Genomic DNA, 13676 nt, shown 5'->3' on the forward strand with positions numbered 1-13676 from the left:
TGTCGGCCGTGATGGAAGCCACGATTCCGGCAACAGGCCGGTCACAGGCGAGTGAGCAGATGAGGGGACGTTATGGTCGGTGCCATGCCGGCTGCCTCTGAACCCGCCCACGTGACCGCTCTCACGCTGCGCCCCGCGACACGTGCCGACCTGCCCACGGTGCTCGCTCTGCTCGCTGACGAGGAGAGGGTCGTGGACCCGGCGACGCTCGTAGTCGATGAGGCGTACGAGCAGGCTTTCGCGGCCATCGACGCGGACCCGCGTAACGAAATGCTGGTCCTGGTGGAAGGCGTCGACGACCAGGGTGATGGTGGCACGGTGGTTGGCTGTCTGCAGGTGACATACATCCCGGGACTGGGCAAGGGCGGTGCCGAGCGGGCTCTGATCGAGGCGGTGCGGATCCGTGCGGACCGTCGAGGCGACGGGCTCGGGCGGATCTTGATGGAGCGCACGATCGAGCGGGCCCGCACGCGGGGCTGCGCGCTTGCCCAGCTGACCAGCAACAAGCGGCGCGAGGACGCGCACCGCTTCTATGGAGGTTTGGGCTTCGCGCGCAGTCACGATGGTTTCAAGCTCGCTCTTTAGCGGCTGACACGCATGCCGTCGGCGACCCTCCGCTCGGCTGTTTCCTACGGCGGCTGCCTGACCGTTGCAAGGATGCGCACTAGGTACCCCCATGCGATAAAGGGAACATGGCGGATGCGCTGAAGAACGCCGATGTCGAAGTCAAGACCACCGTGTCCGATGAGGCGGTCGAAGCCGTGCGCCAGCAACTCGGGCTGGATGCCGATGACGGCAAGGGCCTCACGATTTACTTCTGGGAGAAGCCGTGGGCGGACGGCGACAACATCCGTCTCCCCCTCTCGGAGGCCGGAGTCATTGTCCGGCTGCGGAAGGCCGCGAAGGGCGATGCGGACGACCTGACCGTGAAACTGCGGCCGTGCGTCCCGGACGAGCTGCCTGCCGACTGGCGGGCGAATCGTGACGGCAAGGACTGGGAGTTCAAGGTCGAGGAGGACTGGAGCGGCCGCAACCGCGTCTGGGCGGCCTCGCTGAAGGTGGAAGGCGACTTCGACCATCCCATCGCCGATACCAACGACGGGGATGACGGGGACTCGCGTCGGCCCCGGCTGTCCCGGGAGCAGGGGGAACTGCTGTCGAGCGCCGGGTTCACCGACGACGATCTGGAGGGCCTGGTGCCCCTCGGCCCGGTTCAGGCCATCAAGTGGAAGCCCTCCCGTCGCGACTTGATCCACCCGCTCGCCGCGGAATTCTGGAGCGTCGGCTCTGACCTACGTTTTCTGGAGCTGTCGCTCCGGGCGCGTCCCGCGGAAGCCTCCGGCGCACAGGGCCTGCTGGAACAGGCTCTCCTGGACATGGACCTCCAGTCCCTCTCGCCTCAGGCCTCCAAGACTCGCAGCGTCCTCACGGCCCTTGCCCGCGCGCACCTGAACCCGTAGCGGGGGCGATATCGGAAGCGCTCGGCAGCAGGGGCACCGATCGTGCGGCCGTCTCAGGAATTGCGCACCTTCAGCAGCTCGCTGTCGCACTGCAGGATCTCGAGCCGGCGGTCGGGCCGGTCCGACCCCGGGAAGCTGATGACGAGTGACCTTCCGTCCGCCGTCGACCAGCGGCCGGGAATGGCGTCGGGTACGTCGGCGGCGCCGATGGCGTGATCGATGTAGGTGCCGTCCGCGACGATCTCCATTCCCCTGCGGCCCCGAGCGGGTGGGAAGGAGTAGTCGACCGGGCGGTAGACGGTCACGCCCTCGGTGTCCTCCTCATAGGAGTGCGTCCACCGCTGGAACAGTTCGGCAGGCAGCTCGCTCATCGTCCGACCTTCCCTCGGAGGCACGTTTTGCCCTGATTTGCAACAAATGATAGCCTTTTAGTGGCTAAATTTATTCGTATCACCACGGCTCATTCACCGGAGAACGGTAATGCCTCACCCGGCCACAGCCGCGACCCGCGGCCGAACTGGAGGTGCGATATGCCTGAGAATGATGCGACCACCGCTCCTGCCCGCCGAGGCTGCGGCACCATGCCGGTGCACCATCTGCTGATGGCGGAGAATCCGGCGTACGCCGAGGCCCGGGTCCGGATCGAGAACAAAGCCTTCGCCTACGAGACCGGTGATGAGGCCACCGCACGTGTCGGTGTGACCCGCATCCCGGTCGTTGTGCACGTCGTGTTCAACACCGCCGAACAGAACATAGGCGAGAACCAGGTCAACAGCCAGATCGAGGTGCTGAACCAGGACTTCCGGGCTCTCAATCCGGACATCGATCAGGTACCGCCGGTCTGGAAGCCGCTCGTGGCCGACAGCCGCATCGAGTTCCATCTCGCGACGCAGGATCCGCAGGGGCAGCCCACCGACGGCATCACCCGTACACCGACCCAGGCCGCGAAATTCAACATACGGACCAACACCGTCAAGCACTCGTCGAGCGGCGGTCACGACGCCTGGCCCGCCGACCGCTACCTCAACCTGTGGGTCTGCCCGCGCATCTTCGACCCCGGCGACCCCAACGAGATACTCGGCTATGCCCAGTTCCCGGGCGGCCCCGCCGAGACGGACGGTGTGGTCATCGGCCACCGGTTCTTCGGCACGACCGGCACGGCGTCCGCCCCCTTCAACGGCGGGCGCACGGCGACCCACGAGGTGGGGCACTGGCTGAACCTGTTCCACATCTGGGGCGACGACGGCGGCGGCTGCAACGGCAGCGACCTCGTCGCGGACACCCCGAACTGCGGCGGCCCCAACTTCCAGGCCCCGACCTTCCCCAAGCTGTCGTGCAACAACGGCCCGGACGGCGACATGTTCGTCAACTACATGGACTACACCGACGACCGGGCCATGTTCATGTTCACCAAGGGACAGGTGGTCCGCATGGAAGCCACCCTCGACAGTGCCCGGTCATCCTTCAACGGTGCCTGAGGGCGGGTAGCCCGGGACCGGGCAGGGGGCCGGCCCTCCTGCCTGGCCGGGTCGTACCCCCCGCGCTTGGGCGCTCGCGCGCCCCGGCCCGGCGGTTCAGCGGCACAGGGCCGTGTCCACGACCCTCTCGACCCTCTGCATGGCTGCCTTGTCGTTCGGCTGGATGGTCACCGCGACATTGACGGCGCGGCCGTCGTCGGTGACGCCGCCCCGGGTCTCGTACCCTGTTGTGCTCCCGCCGTGGCCCCAGTAGACACCACCGCACGACAGCGGCGTACTCACGAGCCCCAGTCCGTAGCCGGCGCCGGAGCGGAAGGGGAGCCCGGCCGGGACGGTGGTGCGCATCTGGGCGAGTTGCGCGGGGCCGAGGAGGCGGCCCGCCAGGAGCGCGGTGAAGAACCGGTTGAGGTCGGAGTTGGTGGAGATCATCTGACCGGCCGCCCAGCCCCAGGAGGGGTCCAGTTCCGTGGCGTCGCGCAGAGGCGCACCCGGTGCATCCTGGTAGTAACCCTTGGGATGGGGCTCGCGGATGGTCCCGTCCCCGGGGGCGGGGAAGTAGGTGTGGCGCAGCCCGAGGCGTTTGATGATGCGTTGGTCCATCTCCTCGGCGAGGGGACGGTGGGTGATCTTCTCGATGATCAGTCCGGCCAGCACGTAGTTGGTGTTGCTGTACTCCCACTTCTCCCCGGGGGCGGTCACGGCCTCGTGCCGGAGCGCGATGTCGAGGAGGTCGCGGGGTTCGTAGCGCTGGACGTCTTCGCCGAGGTACTTGACGTAATTGGGAAGTCCGCTGGTGTGCTGCAGAAGATGACGGACCTTGATGCGACTTCCGTCGATGCCCTTCCCGCGTACGAGGCCCGGCAGATAGGTGTCGACGGGGGCATCGAGATCGATCTTCCCTTCACCGACCAGTTGCAGCACGACCACTGCGGTGAACGTCTTGGTGTTGCTGCCGATCCGCACCTGGCCGTCGTTGGGCACCTTCGAGCCGGTGGCCAGGTCGCCGACCCCCGCGGTGTAGGTACGGGTGCGGCCGTCACGGCCCTTGACGCTCGCCAGCGCGGCGGGCAGGCCGTCATCGCTCACCAGCGCGTCCAGGCTCTGCTGAAGGGCATCCGGCCTGGCGGCGGCTGACGCCGCGGGCGGCGCGAGGACACTCATCGTCATCACGCCGACGGCCACCGCGGCCGCGGCCGACGCGGCTCTGCGCGAACCGCCTCGCTGCTGCCCGGAAGAACGAAACTTTCGCCATGCCTGCTCACGCACGAGCCAACTCCTTGGGAATCGATGGGAAACCAGCGGGTGTACAGGGCCCAGCATGTCCGGATGTGACCGCCCTGGGCGATCAGGCCACCCACCCGTTCCAGGTGGGGCTATCCCCCGGGGCATTGCCGACAAGGAGCAGCGGCCACCGTGCCACTCCCCCACCGAGCCGCGCGGGCCGCCGAGCTGCCCGGACCGGAAGGGGGCGCATGCGGCGCTCCCCCGCGCGGCGGGGTAGTTTCCTCCTACGTATCGGAGTTGGGGGCCGGGTGTCGGGCAAGGAAGCAGCTACGTGGCCGTTCGTCGTGGCGTACACCGCTGCCGGTGCCGTTGCCCTGTTGGGGCTGTGGTGCAGCGTCGTCGGCTTCACCGGAGGCACCCTGCCGCTGATCGGTCTCAAGACAGCGGGCAGTTCGCTGGTCGGACTCGGGGTCCTTGCCGTGGTCACCCCGACACTCGCGAGAATTGCCTTCTGGATCAGCCTGGCCCCCCTGCTGCTGGCCACCAAGCGGCGTACGCGCTGATGGCCGGACGCCGAGGGAAGTCCCGTGCCGCGCTGCGGCAGCCGGGTAGCCGCGGGGGGGGCTCCGCCTGCGTAGTCGGCACCGCGCCGGTCAGGGAGTCCGGCCACCCGTGGGGTGCGGGGAGCGCGGTGTCGCCGGGACCTGTTCCGTGAGGTGGGTGTCCATGGTGGTGTTCAGGCCGGCCATGAACGCTTCGAACTGTTCCAGGAGTTGGGGCGGGTAGTGCGACATGGTGGCGTCGAGGCGGTGGGCGAGCGGGCCGAAGAACTCGTCCGCCCGTTCCTGGATGTGCCCGCCGCTGCGCAGGGTGACGATGCGCCGGTCGGATTGTTCGCGGGCGCGGGTGATGTGCCCTGCCGCTTCGAGACGGTTCAGCAGTGCGGTGGTGGCGCCCGTGGACAGGGAGATCCGTTCGCTCAGCCGCGCCGGTGACAGCGGGGTGCCGCGCTCCTCGGCGGCGGCGATCTCCAGTACCGCGGTCGCGTCGGTGGAGTGCAGGCCCAGCCAGGCGGCGAAGCGCCGACTGAGCTCGGCGTAGTGGCCACCGTAGATCCTCAGCGATTCCATCAGCCGCTCACGCCGCTCCGCGACGTCGTCGCGCATCGCTTCCTCCATGCAGCCCCTCCACCTTTCTCTCCTGCCGTGCGGTCCACACGGTCACCCCGCTTTGACAACCTACCGCCACCACTTTACCTTCACCATGGAATTACTTCACCATGGAGGTATCTGGCGTGCGTGACCCGTCCCCCACCCCTGACGAGACGACCGAGCCCTACCGGTGGCGGTGGCTGATCCTGGCGGTGATGATCGTCGCGGAGCTCATGGATCTCCTGGACGCCTCGATCGTCAACGTCGCCGGGCCGGACCTGGAGAAATCTCTGGGCGCCGGTTCCGTCGGACTGCAATGGGTGATCGGCGGCTACGCCCTCACCCTGGGCGCCGGACTGGTCCTGGGCGGCAGGCTCGGAGACCGCTACGGGCGGCGCCGGATGTTCCTGATCGGTCTGGCGGCCTTCACCACGAGCTCGCTGCTGTGCGCGATCGCGCCGAACATCGAGTCTCTGATCGCCTTCCGTCTGCTGCAGGGCACCGCCGGAGCGATGCTGCTGCCCCAGGGCCTGGGCCTGTTGCGGGAGAACTTCTCCGGTCCCGAGCTCACCCGGGTGTTCGCGATCTTCGGCCCGGTCCTCGGCCTGGGCGGCATCATCGGCCCGGTCCTGGGCGGCTTCCTCATCGAGGGCGACTTCTTCGGCCTGGGCTGGCGGTCGGTATTCCTGATCAACCTGCCCATCGGAATCGCGGCGCTGGTCGTCGCAGCGACGTTCGTGCCCAAGAAGGCGGGCGACCGCACGGTACGGGTCGACATGGCCGGCGCGGCCCTGGTCGTGATGTCCTGCGCCCTGCTGGTGCTGCCGCTGAACCAGGGGCAGGAGGACGGCTGGCCGCTGTGGACATGGCTGTGCATGGCCGCCTCGGTGATCGGTTTCGCCCTGTTCGCCCGCCGGCAGCGCCGAACGGCCGCCGCGGGCCGTGAACCGCTGGTGACGCCGGGTCTGCTGCGCAAGCCGGCCTTCACCGTCGGGCTCGGCGGCATCGCCCTGTTCTTCGGCGGACTGATCGGCACCCAGCTCGTACTGACCCTGTTCCTCCAGATCGGCCGGCACTTCACCGCGGGCGAAGCGGGACTCGGCAACCTGCCGCTCGCGGTGGGAACCGCGATCGGCGGCGCTGTCAGCGGCGCGTTCCTCGCGGACAGGATCGGCCGCAAGGTGCTGCAGATCGGACCGCTGGTCCAGCTGGCCGGCGCGGCCGTGCTGTGGTTCGAGCTCGACGGCCTCGACACCGCCTCGTTCTCCATCTGGGACATCGTTCCCGGCACGGCGGTGGCGGGCATCGGCGCCGGCATGGTGATCGCCGCCCTGTTCAGCTTCATCCTGGCCGCGGTCGACGACGACGAGATCGGATCCGCCTCCGGCGTCCTGACGGCGGTCCAGGCGGTCGGTGGCTCCATCGGCGTCGCGATCTTCGGCTCGGTGTTCTTCACCCAGGCCAAGTCCGGTGACTTCACCGCCGGTTTCCACCGCGCGCTGATCGTCCAGGCGTGTCTGCTGGCGGCCTTCCTCGCGATCACCTTCCTGCTGCCCGAGGAGGGCCGCCCCGAGGAGGAGCAGCACGGCATCACCCCCGAGGCCGCTGCCGACAACTCCGGCACGAAGCGGCACCTCACGATGCCCACGCCGACTTCACCGTCCTCCGGGCCGACGACGCCCCCGGCCTCCCGGTCCGCTCACCCTGACCGAGGGTCACTCTGACTGCCGAGCGCTACTTGTCATTTCGCGGCAGCTTCGGGAGCACAGGGCCGCTTCGGCCGTACAGCGCCATGAGGTGGTGGGCCAGGGCGACGGCGGCGAGGATGGCCACGAGCGCGCACACGCCCCGCCAGCCGGCCTGGCCGTAGACTCGTACCCCGATCCAGGAGCCTCCGCTGCCGCCCAGGTAAGCACAGGTCATGTAGGCGGTGTTGAGCCGACTGCGGGCGTCGGGGCGCAGGGCGAACACCCGCGCTTGGTTGGCGACCATGCCGGACTGCATGGCGATGTCGAGCAGCAGCGTGCCGAGGACAAGGGCGGTCAGCCCCAGTACGCCGCCTCTGGCGCCCGCTGTCAGGACCGCGGCCGATACGAGGACTGCCGGCATGCAGACCAGATTCACCGGGTCGGGCCCCCAGCGGTCCACCAGCCGTCCGGCGAACGGAGTGCAGAGCATGGTCGCCGCGGCGACCAGGGCGAGCATGCCCACCGCTTGGGCGCCCAGACCGTAGGCCGGTCCGGTGAGGAGAAGTGCCGCGCAGGTCCAGATGGCCGAGAAGCCGGCGAAGATCATCGCTTGGTAGAGGCAGGAGCGGCGCAGGTCCGGCTCGGTGCACAGCAGGCGCAAGGGCTCTGCCAGGAGTGCCGGGTACGGCTGGCGCGAGGGCGGGGTGCCGGCCGGCAGGGTGCACGCCAGGACGGTTGCGAGCAGCAGGACCAGGACCGCGGCCACCAGGTAGGGGGCGCGCCATCCCAGCCATTCGCCGAGCGTGCCGCTGAAGGTGCGAGCCAGCAGCATGCCTCCGATTGAGCCGCTCAGCAAGGTGCCCATGACCGCTCCGCGGCGGTCGGGGGCCACCAGACCGGCTGCCAGCGGGGCGATGATCTGGGCGGCCACCGTGGTGATGCCGATCAGTGCGCTGACGGTGACGAGGGGCGGCAGGGCGGGAGCGCAGCCCGCGGCCAGCAGGCCGACGCCGGTGAGGGCGAGCAAGGTGACGAGGAACGGGCGGTGAGGGAGCCGGTCGCCGAGCGGCACCAGCAGAAAGTTCCCGGCTGTGTAGCCGACTTGGGTCGCGGTCACCACCAGGGCGGCGGAATCGGGTGACTCGCCCAGTCCCGCCGCGACCAACGGGCTGATCGCTTGTGGGAAATAGATGTTGCCCACGCCGACGGCGCAGGTCAGAGCGAGGATAAGGACCAATCGGCGGCTCACCTCGGTTCACCGTCCCACTCGTGACCGATACCGCGTGCCGCTCCGTTGACGATCGCTTCGCACTGTGCGCAAGCCGCATGTCTCATGAGTGGAGTTCACGGCACCGGTCCGTCGCCGCCAATCGATGTAGCGTATGACTTAATGATCAGCTACGAGCTCGGCGTCGAGGATCTTGCGGACACGCGGTTCGCCGTCTCACCGCTGCACGAGACGGTGCTCAGCCTGCGGGTGCTGCGCGAGCCGGGCTTGTCCGCGCTGCACCTCCCGTGGCGCAGGTCCGTTCTCGGCGGACTTGAAGCGCTCGACACCGACCTGCTGATGTCCTTGGTGTCGGTGAGGCGTACCCTTCCCGACTTCCTGACCCCACGACCCGCGAGTTTCGCCCCGTCCTTCGAGGAAGAACTGGCATCCGTCCGCCGGACGTCCCCTGATCTCGTCCGCCGCGATCTCCTGGCCACGCACGCCCCCGACCCACTCCCCGGCGCTCTGCTCGATGCCGCCTCTGCCGACGACGCGCGCGTGGTCGGACTCCGCGATGCCCTCTGCGAACTCCTGCGGCAGTACTGGGAGTCCGCCATCAAGCCGATGTGGCCGCAGATGCGACTACTGCTGGAGGCCGACATGACCTATCGCGCGCGGCAACTGGCCGTGGGAGGCGCCCGCTTGCTGTTCGCCGACATGCACCCGAATCTGCGCTGGCACAACGGCGTGCTGCACATCGAGAAGATGATCGGCCGGCACCATGTCCCGTCGTCCGGCCGGGGCCTGCTCCTCGTACCGTCCGTGTTCGCTCACAAGCCCGCGCCCCCGGTCAGCCCGGAGGAACCGCCGATGCTGGCGTATCCCAGCCGCGGGGTAGCGACGCTCTGGGGCCAGGCGCCCCTCGTTGACACTCCCGCTCTCGTGTCCCTTCTGGGTGCCCCCAAAGCGAGACTGCTCGGCCTCCTCGACGAGCCGCTGCCCACGGTCGAGATCGCCCGCCGCCTCAGGGTCACCGCAAGTGCCGTGTCCCAGCATCTGCGCGTGCTGCACGCCACGGGCCTCGTCACCCGGGCACGCGACGGACGGCAGGTCCTGTATCGCCGCAGCTCTCTCGGCGATCAGCTGACCGGTCGGCGGCAGCCGGCATGACGAGGGCGTCAGCGCTTGTGGCGTTGCCCCTTGGCGAGCTGTTCGGTGGTCTTGTCACCGCCGGCGCGGCGTTGGACAGCGGCGGACACGCTGGGCGCGGCGCTGCCGAACAGAGCGGCCAGGCGCAGGCTCAGCGGGGCCACGTCCACCTCGGCGAGATTCTTCTCGATGGCGCGTATGGTCGCGCGCGCCACATCCTGCGGCGAACGGGTGCCGACTCCACGGGGCAGGGTCGCGCCGGACTCCGCGAACATGCCCGCGTCCCTGATGAAGCCAGGGAAGACGGTCGAGACGCCGACGTTGTGGGGCCGCATGTCCTCGCGGAGGGCCAGGGCGAAGCCGCGCATTCCGAACTTGGTGGCGTTGTAGAGAGAGGCCTGCCCGGACGCGGCCTTGCCGGAGAGCGAGGAAACGAAGACCAGGTGACCGCGGCGGCGGGCGGCCATGTGCTCCCCGGCGAGCTTCGCCATCACGATGGGCGCGCGGAGGTTGACGTCGAGCGCGCGGTCGATCTCGCCGATGGAGAAGTCGGCCAGCAGGCCTGCCGCCGGCAACGCGGCGTTGGCCACGAGCACGTCGATCTCGCCCGCCGCCTCCAGCAGTTCCTCGATCGCGTCCCGGTCGGCCAGGTCGGCGGGGACGGCCCGGCCGCCCAGCCTCTCGGCCAACGGCTCGAGCAGGTCCCTACGGCGCCCGGTGAGCACCACTTCACCACCGCGGGCGGCCAGGGCCACCGCCAGCGCTTGCCCGATCCCGCCGGTGGCGCCCGTCACCAACACCCTCGCGTCGCGTAGATCCATGACGGGATGATCCCACCGTCATCACCACCGAGCCAGAGCCTGCGCCACTTTCGCCGGGCGGGTCCAGGGTCACCGCACCGTGGCGGATTCGTGTCGGCTGACGGGTCGCGAGCCTGCAGGCCGTCTCAAGAATCACGGCCGTCTGCCGATCCTCAGCCCGCTCGGTTCTCCGGTGTGCCAGCATGAACCGTGACCGAACCACCGCTGCGATCCTCCCCCGTTGCTCTTTTCGAGGCTCACCGGGTCCGCTTCATGGAAGGGGCCGGCCCCCGGCTGTCGGCCGAAGAGCAACTGGCTATGAACCGCGTCTGGGACGAGGCCGTCCAGGCCAACTCGAGTCTCTTCGACGGGCCGGCGGTAACGTGCACGGGACTGGGTTGGGAGGAGCAGACAGGCAGCTTGGTCCTCTCCTGGGCGAGGTCAACGTATCGGTATCGCGCCCTGCGCCGGGTTCCCGGCGCTCCCCCGGTGTCCTCTGTATTCGTTTGCGTCCTGCAGGTGACAGATGACGGAGGTTTGCTGGTCGGGCGCATGTCGTCGTCGACGGCCGCTCCTGGCCGTTGGCAGCTGCCCGGCGGTTCCATGGAGCCGCCGCATCACGGGCAGCCGCTCGATGTCGCCGCGCTCCGTCACCATGCGGCTCGGGAGCTTCTCGAAGAGACAGGGGTCGACACCGCGCCCCCGGACCTGACACTGTGGCTGATCACGCGGGGAGAGCACGGGAACATCGGTTTCGTGTTCCTCGCTCCGAGTCGACCAGCCGAACTGCTGCACCAACGGTTCGCCGCTCTGGTGTCCTCGGAGACGGCGCTGGGACATGATCCGGAACTGGACCGGATCGCCCTGATCCACTCCGAGACCGAGGTGGCGGAACTCGCTGGGCCTCTGGTCGACTACCTCTGTCCGGTCGTCCGCCGATACGTCGAGACAGCTCGCAGTCCGACCGACTCCTGACGTGTTCGACTACAGCTGGGTCTGCGACGCCCCACGCGTAGGGGGCCGGTGTTCGGCAAGCGCAGCAAGCCAGTCGGTCGCGGCGGCGAGTGCGTCCTCGCCAGGCGGCACGGGCTGGTGAGGCGCAATCGGCTCGTTCCCGTAGAGGCGACCGGTACGGTCCGCTTCGCGGACCGCGGTGAGCACCAACACGGCTCCGTCGCTGAGGTCGATCGCTTCGTTACCAGTGGCCAGCCCGGCCGTGGGCGCACCGAAGGTGCGCACGTTCGGCAAGCCGAGAAAGGAGATGAGCGTTGCTTCCGCGGCGCTCATTGTTCTGGCATCGGTGAGGATCGCGATGGGCGGGGCGTGCGCGTCGAGGTCCCGCACGACCGTGACTCCTGCCTGGACGTATCGCTGATCGGCCTCCTCGGCGCCGCTCGCCTCAGGGATGACGACATACCCGAACAGTCTGTCGATGAGGTGTCCTGTGGGCACGGGCGCGCCGCGCGTTGCCGACTCGCTCCACGCCTCAACGGCATCCTCGGGCGAAAGGAAGAACGTATGCGGGTCCCCCAGCGCCTCGATGGCTTCCCGGATCACCTCATGGGTCTCCGCTGCCGAGGTCGCCTCCGCTGTCCGGGCGAATGCCTCCCGGCGCAGCCGTTCCCAGTCGACGCGATCCCGGTTCAAGGCGTTGTGCTGCAGCAGGTCGAGAACGCCGACGAGGTACTCACGAGCTGAAGCTTTCTGTCCTGCCACCTGCGCAGCCCGTACGTCCGTCATGTGTACCTCTCGTCGACTCGGCGTCGCCGTCCTGAACGGGACGTGACGCCGGGTACTCACGTCCATGGACGCCGAGCATTCGCGCCTGGTGACGGGAGCGCAACCGAATTCCGCTGGGCGATCCCGCTCCGGGCGGCCCCTTTCAACTCGCCGCTGGCCGGTTGTGAGCCAGATCGTCGGGTGACGTCAGAGGAGGCAGTTGCCGAGGGCCGGTCGGCTCACAGTCTTGGGTCGTGCCCGCTGTCCCGCCGGAGAGACCGGGTCCTCGCGCGAGCCTCTCAGTCCGTCCCCGACTCGATAGCCGCATGGTCGAGCGTGTCGGAAGCCGCCGCGGCGGCTTCCGCCTCTTCGCTTCCCGCGGCGATGGCCACCGCACCGCCCGGGGCGAGCTCGCCGATCAGACCGCTCCAGGGCCGGAGCTGACCGTGCTTGGCGTATTCCTCCAGCATCTTCCGTGTGTCGGCGATGTCCAGGTTCCGCATGGTCAGCTGACCGATGCGGTCGTCCGGGACGAACGCCGGGTCGTGGCTGCGCTCCATGGACAGCTTCTCGGGGTGGTAGCTGAGGTTCGGGCCCTGTGTGTCGATCACGGAGTAGTCCTGGCCGCGGCGGAGCCGCACCGTGACACTGCCGGTGATGGGGTAGCCGACCCAGCGCTGCAGGCTGTCGCGGAGCATGAGCGCCTGCGGGTCGAACCAGCGGCCCTCGTACAGCAACCGCCCGAGCCGACGCCCCTCGTTGTGGTACATCGCGACGGTGTCCTCGTTGTGGATGGCGTTGAGCAGCCGCTCGTAGCACACGTGCAGCAGCGCCATACCGGGAGCCTCGTACACACCGCGGCTCTTGGCCTCGATGATGCGGTTCTCGATCTGGTCCGACATCCCGAGCCCGTGGCGGCCGCCGATGCGATTGGCTTCCCGCACCAGCTCCACCGCATCGGCGAACTCACGCCCGTTGATCCGTACGGGCCGTCCGTGCTCGAACTCCACGGTGACGTCCTCGGTCTCGATGTCGACCTCGGGGTCCCAGAAGGCCACCCCCATGATCGGCTTCACGGTCTCGAGGGAGGTGTCGAGGTACTCCAGGAGCTTGGCCTCGTGCGTGGCACCCCAGATGTTCGCGTCGGTGGAGTACGCCTTCTCCGCGGAGTCGCGGTAGGGCAGATCGCGCTCCGCGAGCCAGGCGGACATCTCGTGCCGGCCACCCAGTTCCGCCACGAACCCCCGGTCGAGCCAGGGCTTGTAGATGCGCAGATTGGGGTTGGCGAGCAGGCCGTAGCGGTAGAACCGCTCGATGTCGTTGCCCTTGTAGGTGGACCCGTCGCCCCAGATGGAGGTGTCGTCCTCATGCATCGCCCGCACCAGAAGGGTGCCCACCACGGCACGTCCGAGCGGAGTGGTGTTGAAGTAGGCCTGGGCGGCCGACCGGATGTGGAAGGCGCCGCACACCAGCGCGGCCAGGCCCTCCTCGACCAGCGCGCCACGGCAGTCGATGAGCCGCGCCCGCTCGGCTCCGTAGGCGAGGCCGCGCTCCGGCACCTCCGCGAGATCCGGCTCGTCGTACTGGCCGATGTCGGCGGTGTACGCGTACGGGAAGGCACCGCGCTCACGCATCCATGCCACCGCGACCGAGGTGTCCAGTCCCCCGGAGAACGCGATACCGATCCGTTCGCCGACCGGCAGCTTGCTCAAGACCTTCGACATGCTTGCACCTTAGACCCGCAGGACGCGAGGCCCCTTGATTCGTCACGTACGAGCGGCTCGGGAACATTCCGAG

At 68.7% G+C, this 13676-nt stretch carries 14 protein-coding genes; 7 read left to right on the top strand and 7 right to left on the bottom strand.

Annotation, left to right across the window (positions count from 1 at the left end; translation table 11 throughout):
* Positions 1-84: 84 nt before the first annotated feature.
* Together AB8O64_RS00300 and AB8O64_RS00305 are read left to right on the top strand one after the other, a co-directional pair.
* Positions 85-585, top strand: a complete 501-nt coding sequence (locus AB8O64_RS00300; RefSeq protein WP_370417062.1) for an N-acetyltransferase family protein — start codon at positions 85-87, stop codon at positions 583-585.
* Between the two features lie 107 nt (positions 586-692).
* Positions 693-1460, top strand: a complete 768-nt coding sequence (locus tag AB8O64_RS00305; RefSeq protein WP_370417063.1) for a hypothetical protein — start codon at positions 693-695, stop codon at positions 1458-1460.
* 53 nt (positions 1461-1513) lie between these two features.
* On the opposite strand, the gene AB8O64_RS00310 is transcribed toward AB8O64_RS00305, so the two are convergent.
* Entirely contained in the window at positions 1514-1831 is a 318-nt protein-coding gene (locus tag AB8O64_RS00310; RefSeq protein ID WP_370417064.1) for a hypothetical protein, read from the bottom strand.
* 159 nt (positions 1832-1990) lie between these two features.
* Between AB8O64_RS00310 and AB8O64_RS00315 the strand changes: the two genes are divergently transcribed.
* Positions 1991-2938 (top strand): zinc metalloprotease, encoded by a 948-nt coding sequence (locus AB8O64_RS00315; RefSeq protein ID WP_370417065.1) that lies wholly within the window; start codon positions 1991-1993, stop codon positions 2936-2938.
* A 96-nt stretch (positions 2939-3034) separates the two neighbouring features.
* On the opposite strand, the gene AB8O64_RS00320 is transcribed toward AB8O64_RS00315, so the two are convergent.
* Complete coding sequence (locus tag AB8O64_RS00320; RefSeq protein WP_370417067.1) at positions 3035-4204, bottom strand: serine hydrolase domain-containing protein; 1170 nt, start codon at positions 4202-4204, stop codon at positions 3035-3037.
* 302 nt (positions 4205-4506) lie between these two features.
* Between AB8O64_RS00320 and AB8O64_RS00325 the strand changes: the two genes are divergently transcribed.
* The gene (locus AB8O64_RS00325) at positions 4507-4725 is read left to right on the top strand and encodes a hypothetical protein (protein ID WP_370417068.1); all 219 of its coding nucleotides are present in this window, start codon (positions 4507-4509) and stop codon (positions 4723-4725) included.
* A gap of 90 nt (positions 4726-4815) precedes the next feature.
* Here AB8O64_RS00325 and AB8O64_RS00330 read toward each other — a convergent pair whose 3' ends face one another.
* The gene (locus AB8O64_RS00330; protein ID WP_370417069.1) at positions 4816-5340 is read right to left on the bottom strand and encodes a MarR family winged helix-turn-helix transcriptional regulator; all 525 of its coding nucleotides are present in this window, start codon (positions 5338-5340) and stop codon (positions 4816-4818) included.
* Between the two features lie 116 nt (positions 5341-5456).
* Between AB8O64_RS00330 and AB8O64_RS00335 the strand changes: the two genes are divergently transcribed.
* Positions 5457-7037 carry an MFS transporter gene (locus AB8O64_RS00335; protein ID WP_370417070.1) on the top strand — a complete coding sequence of 527 codons (1581 nt, stop codon included), beginning with the start codon at positions 5457-5459 and terminating at the stop codon, positions 7035-7037.
* A 10-nt stretch (positions 7038-7047) separates the two neighbouring features.
* On the opposite strand, the gene AB8O64_RS00340 is transcribed toward AB8O64_RS00335, so the two are convergent.
* On the bottom strand, positions 7048-8250 hold the full coding sequence (locus AB8O64_RS00340; protein WP_370417072.1) for an MFS transporter: 1203 nt from the start codon (positions 8248-8250) through the stop codon (positions 7048-7050).
* Positions 8251-8391: 141 nt separating this feature from the next.
* On the opposite strand from AB8O64_RS00340, the gene AB8O64_RS00345 reads away from it, so the two are divergent.
* Entirely contained in the window at positions 8392-9381 is a 990-nt protein-coding gene (locus tag AB8O64_RS00345; protein ID WP_370417074.1) for a helix-turn-helix domain-containing protein, read from the top strand.
* Between the two features lie 8 nt (positions 9382-9389).
* On the opposite strand, the gene AB8O64_RS00350 is transcribed toward AB8O64_RS00345, so the two are convergent.
* Positions 9390-10181, bottom strand: a complete 792-nt coding sequence (locus tag AB8O64_RS00350; protein WP_370417076.1) for an SDR family NAD(P)-dependent oxidoreductase — start codon at positions 10179-10181, stop codon at positions 9390-9392.
* Positions 10182-10370: 189 nt separating this feature from the next.
* On the opposite strand from AB8O64_RS00350, the gene AB8O64_RS00355 reads away from it, so the two are divergent.
* The gene (locus AB8O64_RS00355; protein WP_370417077.1) at positions 10371-11135 is read left to right on the top strand and encodes an NUDIX hydrolase; all 765 of its coding nucleotides are present in this window, start codon (positions 10371-10373) and stop codon (positions 11133-11135) included.
* 9 nt (positions 11136-11144) lie between these two features.
* On the opposite strand, the gene AB8O64_RS00360 is transcribed toward AB8O64_RS00355, so the two are convergent.
* The gene (locus tag AB8O64_RS00360) at positions 11145-11900 is read right to left on the bottom strand and encodes a S41 family peptidase (RefSeq protein WP_370417078.1); all 756 of its coding nucleotides are present in this window, start codon (positions 11898-11900) and stop codon (positions 11145-11147) included.
* A 278-nt stretch (positions 11901-12178) separates the two neighbouring features.
* Positions 12179-13603 (bottom strand): argininosuccinate synthase, encoded by a 1425-nt coding sequence (argG, locus tag AB8O64_RS00365; RefSeq protein ID WP_365208511.1) that lies wholly within the window; start codon positions 13601-13603, stop codon positions 12179-12181.
* Positions 13604-13676: the final 73 nt, after the last annotated feature.

This window comes from Streptomyces sp. QH1-20 (assembly GCF_041283565.1).
Taxonomy (GTDB): domain Bacteria; phylum Actinomycetota; class Actinomycetes; order Streptomycetales; family Streptomycetaceae; genus Streptomyces; species Streptomyces syringius.

What these genes read in the sequence shown, in the direction of transcription:
- AB8O64_RS00300 (WP_370417062.1), top strand. Translation starts at nt 85, where the DNA reads ATGCCGGCTGCCTCTGAACCCGCCCACGTGACCGCTCTCACGCTGCGC.
- AB8O64_RS00305 (WP_370417063.1), top strand. Translation starts at nt 693, where the DNA reads ATGGCGGATGCGCTGAAGAACGCCGATGTCGAAGTCAAGACCACCGTG.
- AB8O64_RS00310 (WP_370417064.1), bottom strand. Translation starts at nt 1,831, where the DNA reads ATGAGCGAGCTGCCTGCCGAACTGTTCCAGCGGTGGACGCACTCCTAT.
- AB8O64_RS00315 (WP_370417065.1), top strand. Translation starts at nt 1,991, where the DNA reads ATGCCTGAGAATGATGCGACCACCGCTCCTGCCCGCCGAGGCTGCGGC.
- AB8O64_RS00330 (WP_370417069.1), bottom strand. Translation starts at nt 5,340, where the DNA reads ATGGAGGAAGCGATGCGCGACGACGTCGCGGAGCGGCGTGAGCGGCTG.
- AB8O64_RS00345 (WP_370417074.1), top strand. Translation starts at nt 8,392, where the DNA reads ATGATCAGCTACGAGCTCGGCGTCGAGGATCTTGCGGACACGCGGTTC.
- AB8O64_RS00350 (WP_370417076.1), bottom strand. Translation starts at nt 10,181, where the DNA reads ATGGATCTACGCGACGCGAGGGTGTTGGTGACGGGCGCCACCGGCGGG.
- AB8O64_RS00360 (WP_370417078.1), bottom strand. Translation starts at nt 11,900, where the DNA reads ATGACGGACGTACGGGCTGCGCAGGTGGCAGGACAGAAAGCTTCAGCT.
- argG (WP_365208511.1), bottom strand. Translation starts at nt 13,603, where the DNA reads ATGTCGAAGGTCTTGAGCAAGCTGCCGGTCGGCGAACGGATCGGTATC.